Source organism: Klebsiella sp. TF21-TM, assembly GCF_019753495.1.
GTDB classification, from domain to species: Bacteria; Pseudomonadota; Gammaproteobacteria; order Enterobacterales; family Enterobacteriaceae; genus Klebsiella; species Klebsiella quasipneumoniae.
This window is the reverse complement of sequence record NZ_JAIJYL010000020.1, coordinates 57373-74671: the sequence shown is the minus strand read 5'-3', so window position 1 is coordinate 74671 and position 17299 is coordinate 57373. Positions and strand designations below refer to the sequence as shown.

The window sequence follows — 17299 nt, the reverse complement described above, 5'->3', positions numbered from 1 at the left end:
AGAAAACTATGTCCCGAAGAGAGCTTGCCAACGCCATCCGCGCCCTCAGTATGGACGCGGTGCAGAAAGCCAATTCCGGCCACCCCGGTGCGCCAATGGGGATGGCAGATATTGCCGAAGTGCTGTGGAACGATTTTCTTAAGCACAATCCGCAGAACCCTGGCTGGGTGGACCGCGACCGCTTTATTCTGTCCAACGGCCACGCGTCGATGCTGCTCTACAGTCTGCTGCACCTGACCGGCTACGATCTGCCGCTGTCAGAGCTGAAGCAGTTCCGCCAGCTGCACTCTAAAACACCGGGTCACCCGGAGCATGGCTATACCCCCGGGGTGGAGACCACCACCGGCCCGCTGGGCCAGGGGCTGGCGAACGCCGTCGGTATGGCCATTGCCGAACGCACCCTGGCGGCGCAGTTTAACCGCCCCGGTCATGAGATTATCGACCATCACACCTGGGTTTTCATGGGCGATGGCTGTCTGATGGAGGGGATCTCCCATGAGGCCTGTTCGCTGGCAGGCACGCTCGGATTGGGCAAGCTGATCGGTTTTTACGATCACAACGGCATCTCCATCGACGGCAAAACCGAAGGCTGGTTTTCCGACGATACAGCGGAACGCTTCCGCGCCTACCACTGGCATGTGATCGGCGATATCGACGGCCACGATCCGCAGGCCATCAAACAGGCCATTACGGAAGCGCAGGCGGTGAAAGATAAGCCGTCGCTGATCATCTGTCGGACCATCATCGGCTTCGGTTCGCCCAACAAAGCCGGCTCAGAGGAGTCGCACGGCGCGGCGCTGGGTGAAAAAGAGGTGGCCCTGGCCCGCCAGCAGCTGGGCTGGAAATATCCGCCCTTTGAGATCCCGAAAGAGATCTATCAGGGTTGGGATGCGCGGCCACGCGGCGAAAAAGCCGAGCACGCCTGGAACGAGAAATTCGCCGCCTACCAGCAGCAGTTCCCGGAACTGGCCGCTGAGCTGACCCGTCGCATGGCAGGCGCCCTGCCGGAGGATTTTGCCGCGACGGCGCGCGACTACGTGGCGAAGCTGCAGGCCGAGCCGGCGAAGATCGCCAGCCGTAAAGCCTCGCAAAATGCGCTGAACGCGTACGGCCCGCACCTCCCGGAGCTGCTGGGCGGTTCGGCGGATCTCGCGCCGAGTAACCTGACCATCTGGTCTGGCTCGACATCGATTAAAGAGGATCCCGCCGGCAACTATATCCACTACGGCGTGCGCGAATTCGGCATGACCGCGGTGGCCAACGGCATCGCCCTGCACGGGGGCTTCATTCCCTATACCTCGACCTTTCTGATGTTTGTGGAATACGCCCGCAACGCCGCGCGCATGGCGGCCCTGATGAAGGCCCGGCAGATCATGGTCTATACCCATGACTCCATCGGTCTTGGGGAAGACGGTCCGACCCACCAGGCGGTGGAACAGCTGGCCAGTCTGCGGCTGACGCCCAACTTCAGCACCTGGCGCCCTTGCGACCAGGTGGAGACCGCCGTCGCCTGGCAGGCGGCCATCGCGCGTCAGGGCGGACCGACGGCGCTGATCCTGTCGCGACAAAACCTGGCGCAGATGCCGCGTACCCCGCAACAGGTTCAGGATATCGCCCGGGGCGGCTACGTGCTGAAGGATGCCGGCGGCAAACCCGACCTGATCCTCATCGCCACCGGCTCGGAAGTGGAAATCACCGTCCTGGCGGCGGAAAAACTGTTGGCCAACGGAGTGAATGTGCGGGTGGTTTCGCTCCCCTCCACCGACGTGTTTGATGCTCAGGACGAGGCCTGGCGCGAGTCGGTGCTGCCGTCGGACGTCAGCGCCCGGGTGGCCGTCGAGGCCGGGATAGCGGACTACTGGTATAAATATGTCGGCTTAAAAGGCAAGATCGTCGGCATGACCGGCTACGGTGAATCCGCCCCGGCGGAGCAGCTGTTCCCGTTCTTTGGCTTTACGGTCGACCATATCGTCGCCACCGCCGAACAGGTGCTTAACGGGTGATCCACAGCGTGGGCCAGGCATCTGGCCCCTGCCAGTTGTCGCACGTCGGCTGCTGTGCGTAACGGGAGAGGCTGAACCGCTGGCCGTCAAAACGCCAGCGGGTCTGGATCCCGCAATCGCCAGACGCGCGCCCCTTGTCCAGGGTCACCAGCTCATGACGACGGTCATCATAGCTGGCGTTAATCAGCTCAATCTCCCGCGGCGCCTCGCCGGGCGGCTGAAATGGCAGCGTCAGCCGCACCTGACGGGCGACATACGGGCGCTGGCGGGAGACCAGCCAGGCCAGCCAGACGGTGTTGTACGCCCCGGATTCACAGCTGGTCATCAGCAGCACTTTGTCATCCGTCAGCGCAGTGACGCGAATTTCGCGGCGGAACGGATCGAGGGAGCAGTTGCTGTTGCTCATCCGCTCATTGCCGTAGTCCATCAGATCGTTGAGTTCATCACGTCCCAGCGGCGACTGCGCCGTGACCGCGCTCGCCACCGCGCGCAGCGCCGGCGCCGGCGGTACGCTGAGCGGCGGCTCCTCCCCTTTGCCGACCCAGGCCGTTTCGCTGCCCACCCGCTTTTGCCGGGCGTCGATAAATAACAGGGCCGCTTTCAGCCCTTGCAGGGAGATGGTCTGCAGGCCGTTGGCCAGCGAGAGGGTTTTTCCCTCCTGGACCCGCTGGAGGAAGGCATCGATCGTCACGCTGTCGTCGGTTTTAATGAGTTTATCTTCAATGCGCCAGCGCTTGTCGGTCAGGGACAGCGGTTTACCATCCAGCAGCAGGCGCGGCGCTATCGGCGCGAGCGTCGCCACCGGATTGCCGGTGCCGCCCAGTTCGATACGCAGGCTGGCGTCAGTAGCCGCCCCGGCGCTGCGGCTGAGGGTCATCACCAGACCATAATGCAGCCCCACGTTGCGGGTGACGCAGAAATTTTGGTTATTACAGGTGACCTGCCAGTCGTTGAAGCGCTGCTGCGCCGGTGCCGACCATGCCTGTGAGCAAGGCAGCACCGCCAGAAAGAGGAAAAAAATGATGCGAAAAAGCATGAACCGCCCGACCCCAGATAAACCCGACCACGGCGCCTATCCTGGACAACGGCAGCCGCTGACTCAATCGGATTTGTCAGAGTTCCCCGACATCAGGCCGGAGGTTTGCAGATACTGCAGCAGAATGACCGCTTTCCCGTCGCGGATCTCCCCATCAGCGACCATCTGTAGCGCCTGGCTAAAGGGCAGCTCCAGCACCTCGATGGCTTCGTCATCCACCCCGCCGCCGCTGGTGGTTCGCTGGGCGTCGCTGTACTCGGCGATAAAGAAATGCACCACTTCGGTGACGCCGCCTGGCGACATAAACAGCTCAAACAGCTTTCGCACCTCGCCCACTTCATAGCCGGTCTCTTCCACCGCCTCTTTCCGAATGCAGGCCTCCGGCTCGTCGTTGTCCAGCAGCCCGGCGCAGGTTTCAATCAGCATGCCGTCATGATTGCCATTGACCCAGGTGGCGACCCGGAACTGACGCACCAGGACCACCGTCTGCTTATGGCGGTTATACAGCAGCACGGTGGCGCCATTGCCGCGATCGTAGACCTCGCGTTTGTGGCGCACGACGCTGCCGTCCGCCCGCGTCAGCTCATAGGTCATGTTGCGTAGTACGAACCAGTTCTCAGAGAGGATTTTATCTTTAATGACGTGAATATTGAGTGACATACCGACCCCAAAGCGTAAAAGGACGCCCTCATACTACGCTGCGGAGCCGGGTTTGTCGTCAGTGAAGCGGCGTCGTTTTCAGCCCCAGATAGTCAAGGATCCCCTGCGCCGCATGACGGCCTTCCGCCATCGCCGTTACCACCAGGTCGGCGCCGCGCACGGCATCGCCGCCGGCGAAGATCTTCTCCTGACTGGTCTGATAACGGTAACGGCTCTCCACTCCGGCTTTAATCCGCCCCTGGCTGTCCAGCGCCACCCCGGCCGCTTCCAGCCAGGGCATGCGGTGCGGGTGGAAGCCAAAGGCCATGATCACCGCCTCTGCCGGCATAACAAACTCGCTGCCGGGGATCGGCGTCGGGCGGCGTCTTCCGCCGGCGTCCGGCGCGCCAAGCTCGGTGCGCAAAAAGCGAACCCCGTTCACCCGTCCGTTCTCGTCCAGCTCAAGCGTCACCGGCTGGACGTTAAACTCAAAGAGCGCCCCCTCTTCGCGGGCGTTTTTGACCTCTTTTTTCGAGCCCGGCATGTTGGCTTCATCCCGCCGATAGGCGCAAGTCACCTGGCGGGCGCCATGGCGCAGCGCGGTGCGCACGCAGTCCATCGCCGTATCGCCGCCCCCCAGCACCACCACGTTCAGCCCGGCGGTGTTGACATAAGGCTCCTGCGCCGATTCCGCCAGCCCCATCACCTGTTTGGTGTTGGCGATAAGAAACGGCAGCGCATCGTAGACCCCGGGCGCCTCTTCATTCGGCAGGCCGGCCTTCATGGAGCGATAGGTTCCGGCGCCGACGAACACCGCGTCATACTCAGCCAGCAGCGTCGCCAGGGGGATATCTTTCCCCACCTCGCAGTTGAGCTCAAAGCGGACGCCCATCTCGCAGAAAATCGCCCGCCGCCGGGCCAGCAGTGACTTATCCAGCTTGAACGCCGGAATGCCGAAGGTCAGCAGGCCGCCGATCTCCGGATGACGGTCAAAGACCACCGGCTGTACGCCGTGGCGCACCAGCACATCGGCGCAGGCCAGCCCGGCCGGTCCGGCGCCGATAATCGCCACCCGTTTACCGCTCGGCTTAACCTGCGAGAGGTCCGGACGCCAGCCGCTGGCCAGCGCCTGGTCGGATATAAATCGCTCAATATTGCCGATGGTGACCGCGCCGCTTTCATCGCGCAGGGTGCAGGCGCCCTCACACAGCCGGTCCTGAGGGCAGACGCGGCCGGTGATCTCCGGCAGACAGTTGGTCTGATGGGACAGGGCGACCGCGGCGGCGATATCCCCTGCCTTCACCAGCTCGACCCACTGCGGAATGTGGTTATGCAGTGGACAGGTCCATTCACAGATGCTGTGTTCTCCACATTTCAGGCAGCGGGCGGCCTGCTGCCGGGCCTGCGTCGGGGTGAACGGCTGATAGATCTCCTCAAAGTGGCTCTTACGCGCCTCCGCCGCCAGCTTATCCGGCTCTCCGCGCGGCGGCGTCATCGCCATTTGCCTGGCCTTCTCGCCGGCGTCGGGCTGCCTGGCGGGGGCCGCGCCGCGCTGCCACGGCTGCGCCTCCTGGCAGGCCGACCGCAGACGCCGCTGCCTGGCCAGCGTGGTCAATGTCTCATCGTCGGCGAGGCTCAGCGCCTGCGCCGGACAGTTTTCCACACAGGCCGGTCCCGCCTCGCGGCCCGCGCACAGATCGCATTTTTGCGCGCTGGCTTTCACCTGGCCTGCGGCTTCCGGCGTGACCACGACCTGCATCACCCCGAACGGGCAGGCCACCATGCAGGATTTACAGCCAATGCATTTCTCCTGACAGACCTGAACGCTGTCGCCAGTCTGGGCGATGGCGCCGTTGGGGCAGCTGCGGAGGCAGGGGGCGTCTTCGCAGTGGCGGCAGGTGATGGCGTTACGCTGCCCTTTTGCTTTAATCACGGTGATACGGGGCAAAAAGCGCTGCGGGGTCAGCGCATGTTGCTCCTCGTTATGCGCCATTACGCAGGCCACTTCGCAGGCCTGGCAACCGATACATTTTCGGCTATCGCTCAATATAAAGTGGTTCATGGCTTCCTTTTGTCTTATTGGTGAATAACCCCTTAATGCGCATGCCTATTTATTACCCGACAAGACGAGGCCGGAACAATGTTCATTTGCCCAGGATACCCTTTTTCTGGAAAGAATCCGTTTTGGATCAATTTTTTTGACTTAAATGAAATCAGGTTTCACACCGGCAAGGAATAATGCGTCCCCAGGTGCTGCGGGCGAAGCGGAGTGGCCGACCCGGCGGCAGGAAAGTTCGATGTTTCTTTACGATACGGCAAAAGCAACATGATAAATTACACTATCTCCTTAATTTCTCCACGATTGCCGGAGGCGCTGGGGCTAAAGTGGCACAGGCTGTGCAATAACAAGAACATGTGCATATGAGGTTTTTATTCTGATGGCGAATTTCTTTATCGATCGCCCCATTTTTGCGTGGGTACTGGCAATCCTGTTATGCCTGACGGGCACCCTTGCCATTTTGTCGCTACCGGTTGAACAGTATCCCGATCTGGCCCCGCCGAATGTGCGGGTCACGGCCAACTATCCCGGCGCTTCCGCGCAAACCCTGGAGAATACCGTCACCCAGGTTATCGAACAGAATATGACCGGCCTCGATAACCTGATGTATATGTCATCCCAGAGCAGCGCCACCGGCCAGGCGACCATCACCCTCAGTTTTACCGCCGGTACCGACCCGGATGAAGCCGTGCAGCAGGTGCAAAACCAGCTGCAGTCGGCGATGCGTAAGCTGCCGCAGGCGGTGCAAAACCAGGGGGTAACGGTGCGCAAGACTGGCGATACCAATATCCTGACCCTCGCCTTCGTCTCCACCGACGGCAGTATGGATAAACAGGATATCGCCGACTACGTCGCCAGTAACATTCAGGACCCGCTCAGCCGCGTCAATGGCGTAGGGGATATCGACGCCTACGGCTCGCAATACTCAATGCGCATCTGGCTCGATCCGGCAAAGCTCAATAGCTTCCAGCTGACCACCAAGGATGTTACCGACGCCATCAGTTCGCAGAACGCCCAGATTGCCGTCGGCCAGCTCGGCGGCACGCCTTCCGTCGATAAGCAGGCGCTGAACGCCACCATCAACTCGCAATCTCTGCTGCAAACCCCGGAACAGTTTCGCAATATCACCCTGCGCGTCAATCAGGATGGTTCAGAAGTGACCCTCGGCGATGTCGCTACCGTGGAGATGGGGGCGGAGAAGTACGACTATCTTAGCCGCTATAACCGCCAGGCCGCCTCTGGCCTGGGAATTAAGCTCGCCTCCGGCGCCAACGAAATGGCCACCGCGGAGCGCGTGATCGCTCGCCTCAATGAGCTGTCGCAGTATTTCCCGCACGGGCTGGAATATAAAGTCGCCTATGAGACCACCTCCTTCGTGAAGGCTTCCATTACCGACGTGGTGAAAACCCTGCTGGAGGCGATCCTGCTGGTTTTCCTCGTGATGTATCTGTTCCTGCAGAACTTCCGCGCCACCCTGATCCCGACCATCGCCGTGCCGGTGGTGCTGATGGGCACCTTCGCGGTGCTTTATGCCTGTGGCTACAGCATCAACACCCTGACGATGTTCGCGATGGTGCTGGCTATCGGCCTGCTGGTGGATGACGCCATCGTGGTGGTGGAAAACGTTGAGCGCATCATGAGCGAGGAAGGCCTGTCGCCGCGGGAAGCCACCCGCAAATCGATGGGACAAATTCAGGGCGCGCTGGTGGGGATCGCGATGGTGCTGTCGGCGGTGTTTGTGCCGATGGCCTTCTTCGGCGGCACCACCGGCGCTATCTATCGCCAGTTCTCAATTACTATCGTCGCGGCGATGGTCCTCTCGGTGCTGGTGGCCATGATCCTCACCCCGGCCCTTTGCGCCACCCTGCTCAAACCGGTTAAGCCAGGTGAATCTCATGAGAGAAAAGGCTTCTTCGGCTGGTTCAACCGCACCTTTAACCGCAGCGCCAGCCGCTATGAAACCTTCGTCGGCAAAATTCTTCATCGCTCGCTGCGCTGGATGCTGATCTATGTCGTTCTGCTCGGCGGGATGGTGTTCCTGTTCCTGCATCTGCCCACCTCATTCCTGCCGCTGGAGGATCGGGGGATGTTCACCACCTCGGTACAGTTGCCGAGCGGCAGCACCCAACAGCAGACGCTGAAAGTGGTGCAGAAAGCGGAAGATTACTTCCTCAATAACGAGAAGCAAAACGTGGAGTCGGTGTTCGCTACCGTTGGCTCCGGCCCCGGCGGCAACGGGCAGAACGTAGCCCGTATGTTCGTGCGCCTCAAAGACTGGGACCAGCGCGATCCGCAAACCGGCTCCTCCTTTGCCATTATTGAACGCGCCACCAAAGCGTTTAATCAGATCAACGAAGCCCGGGTCATCGCCAGCAGCCCGCCGGCGATCAGCGGCCTCGGCAGTTCGGCAGGCTTCGATATGGAGCTGGAAGATCACGCCGGTAAGGGGCACGATGCGCTGATGGCGGCACGCGATACGCTGCTTGAGCTGGCGGGTAAAAACCCGCTGTTGACCCGGGTCCGGCATAACGGGCTCGACGACAGCCCGCAGCTGCAGGTCGATATCGATCAGCGTAAAGCTCAGGCGCTGGGCGTCTCCATTGACGACATCAACGATACGCTGCAAACCGCGTGGGGGTCGAGCTACGTCAACGACTTTATGGATCGCGGGAGGGTGAAGAAAGTCTACGTCCAGGCGGCGGCGAAATATCGGATGCTGCCTGACGATATCAATCTCTGGTACGTCCGCAACAGCAGCGGCACGATGGTGCCGTTCTCGGCCTTCGCCACCTCGCGCTGGGAGACCGGCTCGCCGCGTCTGGAGCGCTACAATGGCTATTCGGCGGTGGAGATCGTCGGTGAGGCGGCGCCGGGCATCAGTACCGGTACCGCGATGGACATGATGGAGAAACTGGCCGCGCAGCTGCCAACCGGCTTTGGCCTCGAATGGACCGCCATGTCCTATCAGGAACGCCTCTCCGGCGCCCAGGCGCCGGCCCTGTACGCGATTTCTCTGCTGGTGGTGTTCCTGTGCCTGGCGGCGCTGTACGAGAGCTGGTCGGTGCCGTTCTCGGTGATGCTGGTGGTCCCGCTCGGGGTGATTGGCGCCCTGCTGGCGACCTGGATGCGCGGCCTGGAGAATGACGTTTACTTCCAGGTGGGTCTGTTGACGGTGATCGGCCTGTCGGCGAAAAACGCCATTCTGATCGTCGAGTTCGCCAATGAGCTCAACGAGAAAGGCCAGGATCTGCTCAGCGCCACGCTGTCGGCCTGCCGTCAGCGCCTGCGCCCCATTCTGATGACCTCGCTGGCGTTTATCTTCGGCGTCCTGCCGATGGCCACCAGCACCGGAGCCGGCTCCGGCAGCCAGCATGCGGTCGGTACCGGGGTGATGGGCGGGATGATCTCCGCCACCGTGCTGGCCATCTTTTTCGTACCGCTGTTCTTTGTGCTGGTGCGCCGCCGCTTTCCGCTGAAGGAGCGTCCGCAATAAACCGTCGGGCGTCGGCGGCGAGCCGGAATAACAGAAAAGGCGACCTGATGGTCGCCTTCTTTATGTGTTCAGAACCATGACGCGCTTATTTACGTCGCGTTATTCCCCTGCTCACATTGCGGAAATTTATTTACGAAGCATGCCTTCAATAAAATCTTTCCAGTTCCCCAGTTCATGTTCAATCATAATAGCCTCTCTTATTATTATGGTCGATTCTATATAACTTCATTGCTGATGGGAAGTTATGCTCCCCTATTGCTCTGATTGTCTTGTGGACCGCTGACAGAGAGAAAACCTCTGGTTGCCGCCACTATGCCGTCTCGTATGTAAAAATTATGTGACGCAGAGCACCATCAGGCAACATTTTCGTAATATTGTTAGTGCCCTCACATCATGCCCGCGACTGGGCGAATTTTAATCACCCGAAAACATGGCATAAGATACCCGGTAAAAAGTTATATTTATTCATCTGAATCACGTATTATTTCAATAAGGCTTATATATTCGGAAATATCTGAGTTAACCGCTTAATTGAATGTTAAAGGTTTATCTATGCTCACCATGTACGGAATTAAAAACTGCGATACCATTAAAAAAGCCCGCCGCTGGCTGGAAGCGCATCAGATTGACTATCGCTTCCATGACTACCGCGCCGATGGCCTCGACCGCGCGCAACTGGATACCTTTATTGCCGAACTGGGCTGGCAGGCGCTGCTGAACACCCGCGGCACCACCTGGCGCAAGCTGGACGAATCGCTGCGCAACAGCATCGATAATGCCGATGCCGCCGCCGCATTGATGCTGGAAATGCCGGCGATTATCAAACGCCCATTGCTCTGCGCGCCCGGTCGTCCTATGCTGCTGGGTTTTAGTGAAGCAAGTTATCAGCAGTTTAACGAGGTATAGTCTATGTCTTGCCCGGTCATTGAGCTGGCTCAGCAGCTTATTCGCCGCCCTTCCCTTAGCCCCGATGATGCGGGATGCCAGGCGTTAATGATTGAACGCCTGCGTGCGATCGGCTTTACCGTTGAACCGATGGATTTCGGCGATACGCAGAACTTCTGGGCCTGGCGCGGCCACGGCGAGACGCTGGCCTTCGCCGGCCACACCGACGTGGTCCCGGCAGGCGACGCCGACCGCTGGATCAATCCGCCGTTCGAACCCACCATCCGCGACGGGATGCTGTTTGGCCGCGGGGCGGCAGATATGAAAGGCTCGCTGGCGGCGATGGTGGTTGCCGCTGAGCGTTTTGTCGCGCAGTACCCGAACCACCGGGGCCGGCTGGCGTTTTTGATTACCTCTGATGAAGAGGCCAGCGCCAAAAACGGCACCGTCAAAGTGGTGGAGACGCTGATGGCGCGTAACGAGCGTCTGGACTACTGTCTGGTCGGCGAACCCTCCAGTACCGAAGTGGTCGGCGATGTGGTGAAAAACGGCCGTCGCGGCTCGCTGACCTGCAATCTGACCATTCACGGCGTACAGGGCCATGTCGCCTATCCGCACCTTGCCGATAACCCCGTCCATCGCGCGGCGCCGATGCTGGCGGAGCTGGTCACTATCGAGTGGGATAAAGGCAATGAATACTTCCCGCCGACCAGCATGCAGATTGCCAACGTGCAGTCCGGCACCGGCAGCAACAACGTGATCCCTGGCGATATGTTCGTCCAGTTCAACTTCCGCTTCAGTACGGAACTGACGGACGAGATGATCAAAGCCCGGGTGGTCGCCCTGCTGGAAAAATACCAGCTGCGTTACAGCGTGGAGTGGTGGCTCTCCGGCCAGCCGTTCCTCACCGGACGGGGCAAGCTAGTGGATGCGGTCGTCAACGCGATTGAGCACTATAATGAGATCAAACCGCAGCTGTTAACCAACGGCGGCACCTCAGACGGACGGTTTATCGCGCGCATGGGGGCGCAGGTGGTAGAGCTGGGCCCCGTGAACGCCACGATTCACAAAATTAATGAATGTGTGAACGCCGCCGACCTGCAGCTGCTGGCGCGGATGTATCAACGCGTAATGGAACAGCTGGTCGCCTGACGTACTGACGTAAAGAGGAAGCGCGCATGGAATGGCTTATTAAACACTGGTGGATTCTGGTGCTGGTCTTTTTGGTGGGGGTAATTATCAACGTGATTAAAGATCTGAACCGCGTTGACCACAAAAAATTCCTTAACAACAAACCCGATCTGCCGCCGCACCGTGATTTTAACGATAAATGGGATGATGACGACGACTGGCCGAAGCACGACCAGTCGAAGAAACCGTAAGTTTGCCTTTATCGCGGTACCACCCGCCTGTAACCCCGGCCGCCGGGGTTACAGCATTTCGATGATATCGTCCCCTTTCGGCGTACTGCCGCTCAGCGCCTCATCAAAATAGTGCTTCGGCACGGTATAGCGCAGTCGCTCAATCGCAAACTGCATGCTGCGATCGTCGATGGCATGCCCCAGATCGTCAACAATATCTAAGGTCACGTCGCCCCCCGCCTGCAACAACGCCTCCTGAGCCGACACCGCCCATGCCAGATCGATAACCCGATCGTCACCACCGTGGATCAGGTGAATGGTGGTGGCCGTCGTTGCGGTGACCGGCAGCGTCGCGTAGCGGCCATTAAAGGCGATCACCCGCGAAGCCAGATCCGGCGCCGCTTTGATGCTCTCCAGCGACATGATCGCCCCCTGAGAGAAGCCGATCAGCGCGGTGGCCAGCGGGCTGACGCCGCTCTTTTCCTGCCAGTAGCGCACAATGTCAATAAAGGTCGGCATAATGGCGTCGATACGCTGCTGACGATTCTCTTCCGTCACTCCCTGCACCGAAAACCACTGCCGGCCGTTGGGACCGCAAGGCTCCACCCCGCCAATGCTAACGATCAGCGCATCAGGAAACTGCGGCGCGAACCAGCTGCCAATTTGCCCCATGGAGACCGGGTTATCCCCCACGCCATGAAACAGCAGCAACAGCTGTTGCGCAGGCGTCGCAGGGCTTTGAACAATAAAATGATCGTGTTTCATGGCTGTCTCCTTTGTGTATGCGGGCAGTGTACGCCGCTCGCCAGATATGACCATGCCATTTAACTGAATGAGTTAGTTAAAAAAATTGCAGGTGCGCTACCTGCTGACGCAGCGCCTCAGCGCGCGCTGCATCGAGGAAGCGCAAGGCGTCAGCGGCCTCCTGACGCCATCTCGCCAGCAGCGCTTTACGCCCTGTTAGCTGCAGCGCGGCGCAGAGTTCGGCCTCTTCTTCCCCCTGCAGGCGCCCGCGCAGCGCCGGCAACGGCATGTCGACCTGCATCAGCAGACGATTGAGGCAACCCAGCGCCGCAGCCAGCGGGCGATGGGCGAAGGCAAAGCTGGCCGCTTCCAGCCAGTCCTCCTCACTAAGCATAGCCCCTGAAACGGCCGGCAGCGGCGCGGGCGCGTCCCGCCACGGGCGCAGCCAGTATTCATCGCGTTGTAGCCGCTGTGCCTCCCGCTGCGCGAGCTGATGCCCCGCTGCAGTCAGCGGGAACAGAGCCATCGCGGTATAGCATCCGCTGCTGGCCTCGCGATGAGTACCCAGCCGCACGAGGATAAACCCGCAGCGTTGCCAGAAGCGCCACAGCTCAGGGGTATAGCCAAAGCTGACGGAGAGATAGTCATAACCTGCGGCATCGGCGGCGATATCCGCGATCATCTGCTGTCCCAGCCCTTCGCGCTGGCGGGCGGGGTGGACGGCGATCCGACTGACCCGCAGCCCGCGCAGCGTCGCCGCGAGGGGACTGCCGCCATGCGCCGCCAGCGACTGGGCGACCAGGTTCCCTCGCGGCCGGCGAAAACCCGCCCACACCGCCCGGCTGAGTTCAGGAGAAAGTCCCCCCTCGGCCACCAGCCACAGCGCGCCCACCACCGCGCCGCCGGCGCGTGCACAGCGGAAAGCCTGGCCCGGCGCGTCCATCATGCGCCGCAGATCGAGAGGAGAAGTGCGGTAATGCGCCCCGGACAACAGCTGGTACATCGCCTCCGGCAGCGCCGGCCGCGTTTGCCAGCTGGACTGATCGACCTCTTCCACGGCAACCTCCCCCGTCGGCGCATCGCGAAATGCCTCATCGCTGAAGATCAGCAGCTGACTGATGGCTGACTCCAGCGGACAGCCCGCGGCCCAGCGGATCGGCGCGCTCAGGCTAAACGACTGCAGATGGGGCAGGCTGGCGCAAAATTTCAGCAGGAACCCGCGCCCGGTGCCTTCATAACCCTGCACCGTCGTGGTGAGTAGCGTGCGGGGAAAACGGCTTACCAGCTGCCGGAGAAGCGGAGCCGGAATGGCCGCGGCCTCATCGACAATCAGCCAGGACGCCGTTTCTTTCGACGACAGCAGCGCATCAGGCGCCATAAAGCGAAACGCCTCGCCGGCAAAGCTCGCCAGCACATCGACGGCGCTGCGGGTCGGGGCGGTAACGATGGCCTCGCCCGCGAGCTGGCGCAGCAACATGCCCGCGAGGGCGGATTTGCCACGCCCTCGTTCAGCCGTCACCGCCGCGATACCGGGCGGTAGACGCAACAATTGCGCAAGGATCGCCGCCTGTTCGGCCAGCGGGTGACCCTCGGCGGGATGCCAGTCAGGGCGCGGGACGGCCAGCGGGAGCCGCGGCGAGTCCGACTGCCGCCAGAGCAGCACATCGGGGTCGGCGATAAACTGCCGACAGCAGCGGAGAACAAAGTGGGGGGTAGAGATCGGGTCGGGCGTATCGCTCCAGCGCAGGGAGTCCTCATCCACGCGGGACGGCCAGTCGGCGAAGGGGGGCGTCAGCAGCACCAGCCAGCTTCCCGCCCGCAGGGTACCGCTCAGGGCCGCCAGGGCGGCTACATCAAATCCGCGCCGGGCATCGAAAAAGGCGTGCATGACTTCCCGCCCCAGCAGCGTCTTCAGGGCGCCAGGCGCCACCCCGGGCGCGAAAACCGGCTCGGGGCCCACCCACAGGCCATCGCCGGCGAGCCTCTCCCGCAGCGCCTGCGCCTGCTGCAGCGTCCAGGCCTCGTCGCCGCTGAGTACCAGCAGGCGGCGAATTCCCTCCCGCGCCATCTGCGCGGTGAGGTCAAGCAGCGCGTCCATCATCGGTGGCGATTACAGGGCGCTGCCGAAGGTGTTGCACTGCGCCGGGTCGCCGCTGTCGAAACCGCGTTTGAACCAGGTGTAGCGCTGTTTTGACGTGCCGTGGGTAAAGCTGTCCGGTACCACCCGACCCTGGCTCTGCTGCTGCAGACGGTCGTCGCCGATGGCCTCGGCGGCGTTCAGCGCCTCCTGCAGATCGCCGGTTTCCAGAATATCCTGCTGCTGCATATTATGGCCCCAGACGCCGGCGAAGCAGTCTGCCTGCAGCTCCATCTTAACCGACAGCCGGTTGGCTTCGGCCTCGGTGGCATGCTGCTGTTGCTGGCGGACTTTCGGCTCAATGCCCAGCAGTTTTTGTACGTGATGACCCACTTCATGGGCAATGACGTACCCCTGGGCAAAGTCGCCGTCGGCGCCCAGTTTATTTTTCATCTCATCGTAGAATGACAGGTCGATATAGACCGTGCTGTCGGCAGGACAGTAGAACGGCCCCATCACCGACTGGCCGGTACCGCAGCCGGTACGGGTCGCGCCGCGGTAGAGCACCAGCTTTGGCTGGGGGTACTGGCGGCCCATCTTTTCAAAGATCGGTCCCCAGGTATCTTCGGTGGTGGCCAGGATCACCGAAGTAAACTTCGCCGCTTCATCGTCTTTCGGACTGATTGAGCGCTGCGTGGAGGTCTGCTGCTGCGGCATCGGTTCGCCGGTCAGCATGCCGGTCAAATCCACGCCGTAATAGCCCGCCACCAGCACAATAATCAGCAGCACAATGCCGCCCTTCCCGCTCGGCAGCCGGAAGCCGCCGCCCCCGCCGCCAAACGGCGAGCCCGATTGACCGCGTCGATCTTCAACATTGTCGCTTTCGCGACGCCCTTGCCAGCGCATAAGCACCTCATTCCCTGTTATGTATCAATAGCAGAGATCGTAGGCGGTTCAGCGCAGGATTACCACAGGAAACAGCAAGAGACGCCAGAAGATGAGACCATCTTCTGGCGGCGGGCGAGTTAGTCGAGCTTAACGCCCAGGCGGTGAGCCACTTCTTCGTAGGCTTCGATCAGGCCGCCAAGGCTCTGGCGGAAGCGGTCTTTGTCCATTTTATCAAGGGTGTTTTTGTCCCACAGGCGGCTGCCGTCCGGCGAAAACTCATCGCCCAGTACCACTTCGCCTTTGAACAGACCAAACTCCAGCTTAAAGTCCACCAGAATCAGACCGGCGTCATCGAACAATTTTTTCAGCACGTCGTTGGCTTTGTAGGTCAGCTCGCGCATCCGCGCCAGATTCTCTTTGCTCACCCAGCCAAAGGTTTCGCAGTAGGAGTCGTTGACCATCGGATCGTGCATGGCATCGTTTTTCAGGAACAGATCGAACAGCGGCGGATTCAGCTCGATACCTTCTTCAATGCCTAAACGTTTTACCAGCGAGCCTGCCGCACGGTTACGCACCACGCACTCCACCGGCACCATATCCAGTTTTTTCACCAGGCATTCGGTATCGGAGAGCAGCGCTTCCATCTGGGTAGGGATGCCCGCTTCTGCCAGTTTGCTCATAATGAAGTGGTTGAACTTGTTATTCACCATGCCTTTACGATCGAACTGCTCGATGCGCGCGCCATCACCTGCTGACGTATCGTTACGGAATTCCAGTACCAGCAGGTCCGGATTATCGGTGCTGTATACTGTCTTCGCCTTACCACGATACAACTCAGCTTGCTTTTTCATCTTTCACTACTCCAGTGATATTGAGCCTAAAAATACGTTTCCACCTATACACAAAATCATTCAAAGTGCATCGAGGCGGCAACTGAGCGAATCCCCAGGGGCTTACAAAAGTAAGTGACTGGGTTGAACGAAGGCGGCCAACAAAGAGGCAATTTGAAGGATGATGTGTATACGCACACGTTTGCGTCACTATATATTAAAAGGGCCGGATTGCTCCAGCCCTTTTGATTACTTGTTAAATGCGGCCTGGAATACGGCTACCAGAGCGTCATTTTGCGACTGCGTCAGGGTGTGGCCTTTCGGGTCGATGAACTGCAGGCTACTGCGGTTATCGAGGTCGCCGACCTGAAGTTTGTAGTCACCGGAGACCAACTGCGGGTCGCGTGCGCCCAGCTCCTGCCAGCTGCTGTCAGACAGCGGCTTGTAGGTCAGCGCCATGCTGCCCTGAGAGCGCGTGCTGTCGGTCACTTTCATCCCCACTTTCTCGAGGGCGCCCGGCAGACGCTGCCACACCATGTTAAACGGCGCGCGAACGACGAGCATTGGCAGGCCAGTATCGTCGGCAGCGCTCTGCACGTCGAAGGTGGCGCCCGCGCTGCGCTGAGCGGCGTTCTGGGCGCTGGTGGCGTTCATGTCCAGGCCTTCCGAAATGACGTTCAGCATGGCGGTGCTGTAGCGCTGCAGTGACGCCGGATCGGCAACCGGTTTACCCGCCTGCTCCAGATTCACCAGCTTGACCACAACCGCTTGCTGATAGCCCTGCGGTTTGACGGAGATTTGATAACGACCGCGATACTGCTGATCTTCATCAAGACGGTTCCACTCAACCCAGTCGGTGTTCAGCGTCTGGCTCGCATCATCGCGCTTGGCGATAACGTAGTTCTTCGACTGAAGAATGCTGGTAACCTGCGCCCACAGCGAACCGCTGCGGCCGTTTTCGACCATCAGCGTCGCGGTATCACCGTTGAACTGGGTGCGGGCGCCGCTAACCAATGCCAGCGGCTGCGCCGGCGGGCGAATGTCCAGCGCCTTGCCGACCGCGCCGGTGCTGTTGGCCACCGGAATGTTGTAATCACCCACCTGAATCGGCAGGATCATCCCCGCCGGCGCGTGAAGTTCGCTCAACGGTGACGCCTGTAAATAGGCCTCATCACCGCTCACCTGACGCTTATAGCGCGAGTCGGAACTACAGGCCGCGAGGAGTAGAACCAGCGAAACACCCGCAACCTTCGCCAGGCGCGACTTCTGTACTGAGTAAGCCAT

General features: G+C 60.5%; 14 protein-coding genes. 5 read left to right on the top strand and 9 right to left on the bottom strand.

Annotated elements, in window-relative coordinates; all coding sequences use genetic code 11:
- Positions 1 to 8 precede the first annotated feature (8 nt).
- Positions 9 to 2003, top strand: coding sequence for a transketolase (gene tkt, locus K5R89_RS18465; protein ID WP_065883046.1), 1995 nt, complete (start codon positions 9 to 11; stop codon positions 2001 to 2003).
- On the opposite strand, the gene K5R89_RS18460 is transcribed toward tkt, so the two are convergent.
- The 3 genes from K5R89_RS18460 to aegA all read right to left on the bottom strand — a co-directional run bounded on the left by K5R89_RS18460 (position 1993) and on the right by aegA (position 5740).
- A complete protein-coding gene (locus K5R89_RS18460; protein WP_023290607.1) occupies positions 1993 to 3039 on the bottom strand; it encodes a DUF1176 domain-containing protein in 1047 nt (348 codons plus the stop codon). The two genes, tkt and K5R89_RS18460, sit on opposite strands and share 11 nt — an antisense overlap.
- A 63-nt stretch (positions 3040 to 3102) precedes the next feature.
- Positions 3103 to 3699: a GDP-mannose pyrophosphatase NudK gene (gene nudK, locus K5R89_RS18455; RefSeq protein ID WP_002913754.1), complete on the bottom strand. Its 597-nt coding sequence runs from the start codon at positions 3697 to 3699 to the stop codon at positions 3103 to 3105.
- Positions 3700 to 3757: 58 nt separating this feature from the next.
- On the bottom strand, positions 3758 to 5740 hold the full coding sequence (gene aegA / locus K5R89_RS18450; RefSeq protein WP_217259528.1) for a formate-dependent uric acid utilization protein AegA: 1983 nt from the start codon (positions 5738 to 5740) through the stop codon (positions 3758 to 3760).
- A gap of 376 nt (positions 5741 to 6116) precedes the next feature.
- Between aegA and acrD the strand changes: the two genes are divergently transcribed.
- Positions 6117 to 9230 (top strand): multidrug efflux RND transporter permease AcrD, encoded by a 3114-nt coding sequence (acrD, locus tag K5R89_RS18445; RefSeq protein WP_032453700.1) that lies wholly within the window; start codon positions 6117 to 6119, stop codon positions 9228 to 9230.
- Positions 9231 to 9356: 126 nt separating this feature from the next.
- Here the strand turns inward: acrD and ypfM are convergent, their stop codons facing one another.
- Positions 9357 to 9416, bottom strand: coding sequence for a protein YpfM (gene ypfM / locus K5R89_RS18440; protein ID WP_100181659.1), 60 nt, complete (start codon positions 9414 to 9416; stop codon positions 9357 to 9359).
- Positions 9417 to 9782: 366 nt separating this feature from the next.
- Between ypfM and K5R89_RS18435 the strand changes: the two genes are divergently transcribed.
- The 3 genes from K5R89_RS18435 to K5R89_RS18425 are packed head-to-tail and all read left to right on the top strand — an operon-like array spanning position 9783 to position 11497.
- Complete coding sequence (locus tag K5R89_RS18435; RefSeq protein WP_023290610.1) at positions 9783 to 10136, top strand: ArsC family reductase; 354 nt, start codon at positions 9783 to 9785, stop codon at positions 10134 to 10136.
- A gap of 3 nt (positions 10137 to 10139) precedes the next feature.
- Positions 10140 to 11267: a succinyl-diaminopimelate desuccinylase gene (gene dapE, locus K5R89_RS18430; protein WP_023290611.1), complete on the top strand. Its 1128-nt coding sequence runs from the start codon at positions 10140 to 10142 to the stop codon at positions 11265 to 11267.
- A gap of 26 nt (positions 11268 to 11293) precedes the next feature.
- A complete protein-coding gene (locus K5R89_RS18425; RefSeq protein ID WP_002913768.1) occupies positions 11294 to 11497 on the top strand; it encodes a YpfN family protein in 204 nt (67 codons plus the stop codon).
- A 48-nt stretch (positions 11498 to 11545) separates the two neighbouring features.
- Here the strand turns inward: K5R89_RS18425 and ypfH are convergent, their stop codons facing one another.
- From ypfH to bamC, 5 genes are all read right to left on the bottom strand, one after another.
- Positions 11546 to 12241, bottom strand: coding sequence for an esterase (gene ypfH / locus K5R89_RS18420; protein WP_023290612.1), 696 nt, complete (start codon positions 12239 to 12241; stop codon positions 11546 to 11548).
- Positions 12242 to 12317: 76 nt separating this feature from the next.
- Complete coding sequence (locus K5R89_RS18415) at positions 12318 to 14321, bottom strand: tRNA(Met) cytidine acetyltransferase TmcA (protein ID WP_217259527.1); 2004 nt, start codon at positions 14319 to 14321, stop codon at positions 12318 to 12320.
- 9 nt (positions 14322 to 14330) lie between these two features.
- Positions 14331 to 15203 carry a neutral zinc metallopeptidase gene (locus K5R89_RS18410; protein WP_023290614.1) on the bottom strand — a complete coding sequence of 291 codons (873 nt, stop codon included), beginning with the start codon at positions 15201 to 15203 and terminating at the stop codon, positions 14331 to 14333.
- Positions 15204 to 15322: 119 nt separating this feature from the next.
- Positions 15323 to 16036 (bottom strand): phosphoribosylaminoimidazolesuccinocarboxamide synthase, encoded by a 714-nt coding sequence (gene purC / locus K5R89_RS18405; protein WP_002913801.1) that lies wholly within the window; start codon positions 16034 to 16036, stop codon positions 15323 to 15325.
- 228 nt (positions 16037 to 16264) lie between these two features.
- Positions 16265 to 17299, bottom strand: a complete 1035-nt coding sequence (gene bamC, locus K5R89_RS18400) for an outer membrane protein assembly factor BamC (protein WP_023290615.1) — start codon at positions 17297 to 17299, stop codon at positions 16265 to 16267.

Coding starts and splice junctions, on each gene's coding strand:
- tkt (WP_065883046.1), top strand. CDS start 9: ATGTCCCGAAGAGAGCTTGCCAACGCCATCCGCGCCCTCAGTATGGAC.
- K5R89_RS18460 (WP_023290607.1), bottom strand. CDS start 3,039: ATGCTTTTTCGCATCATTTTTTTCCTCTTTCTGGCGGTGCTGCCTTGC.
- nudK (WP_002913754.1), bottom strand. CDS start 3,699: ATGTCACTCAATATTCACGTCATTAAAGATAAAATCCTCTCTGAGAAC.
- aegA (WP_217259528.1), bottom strand. CDS start 5,740: ATGAACCACTTTATATTGAGCGATAGCCGAAAATGTATCGGTTGCCAG.
- acrD (WP_032453700.1), top strand. CDS start 6,117: ATGGCGAATTTCTTTATCGATCGCCCCATTTTTGCGTGGGTACTGGCA.
- K5R89_RS18435 (WP_023290610.1), top strand. CDS start 9,783: ATGCTCACCATGTACGGAATTAAAAACTGCGATACCATTAAAAAAGCC.
- dapE (WP_023290611.1), top strand. CDS start 10,140: ATGTCTTGCCCGGTCATTGAGCTGGCTCAGCAGCTTATTCGCCGCCCT.
- K5R89_RS18425 (WP_002913768.1), top strand. CDS start 11,294: ATGGAATGGCTTATTAAACACTGGTGGATTCTGGTGCTGGTCTTTTTG.
- ypfH (WP_023290612.1), bottom strand. CDS start 12,241: ATGAAACACGATCATTTTATTGTTCAAAGCCCTGCGACGCCTGCGCAA.
- K5R89_RS18415 (WP_217259527.1), bottom strand. CDS start 14,321: ATGATGGACGCGCTGCTTGACCTCACCGCGCAGATGGCGCGGGAGGGA.
- K5R89_RS18410 (WP_023290614.1), bottom strand. CDS start 15,203: ATGCGCTGGCAAGGGCGTCGCGAAAGCGACAATGTTGAAGATCGACGC.
- purC (WP_002913801.1), bottom strand. CDS start 16,036: ATGAAAAAGCAAGCTGAGTTGTATCGTGGTAAGGCGAAGACAGTATAC.
- bamC (WP_023290615.1), bottom strand. CDS start 17,299: ATGGCTTACTCAGTACAGAAGTCGCGCCTGGCGAAGGTTGCGGGTGTT.